This is a genomic window from uncultured Pseudoteredinibacter sp. (assembly GCF_947502065.1).
Taxonomy (GTDB): Bacteria; Pseudomonadota; Gammaproteobacteria; order Pseudomonadales; family Cellvibrionaceae; genus Pseudoteredinibacter.
This window is the reverse complement of sequence record NZ_CANMYE010000036.1, coordinates 1-329: the sequence shown is the minus strand read 5'-3', so window position 1 is coordinate 329 and position 329 is coordinate 1. Positions and strand designations below refer to the sequence as shown.

Here is a 329-nt window from a genome sequence, read left to right as displayed (position 1 = left end):
ATGGCGATTGGGCAGATCAAGGTAACAGACATCTGAATGTTGTCACCTGGCATTACCATCTCAACGCCTTCTGGCAATTCACATGCACCCGTTACGTCAGTAGTACGGAAGTAAAACTGTGGACGGTAGCCTTTAAAGAATGGAGTGTGACGACCGCCTTCATCTTTAGACAGTACGTAAACCTCACCTTCAAACTTGGTGTGTGGGTTGATAGAACCCGGAGCTGCCAATACCTGACCACGCTCAACTTCGTCACGCTTAGTACCACGTAGTAGTACACCAACGTTCTCACCAGCACGACCTTCGTCTAGCAACTTACGGAACATCTC

General features: G+C 48.6%; 1 pseudogene. It reads right to left on the bottom strand.

Features of this window, described 5'->3' with window-relative positions:
- Positions 1 to 329 (bottom strand): annotated as a pseudogene (tuf, locus tag Q1A41_RS20255) (elongation factor Tu); the annotation flags it as partial.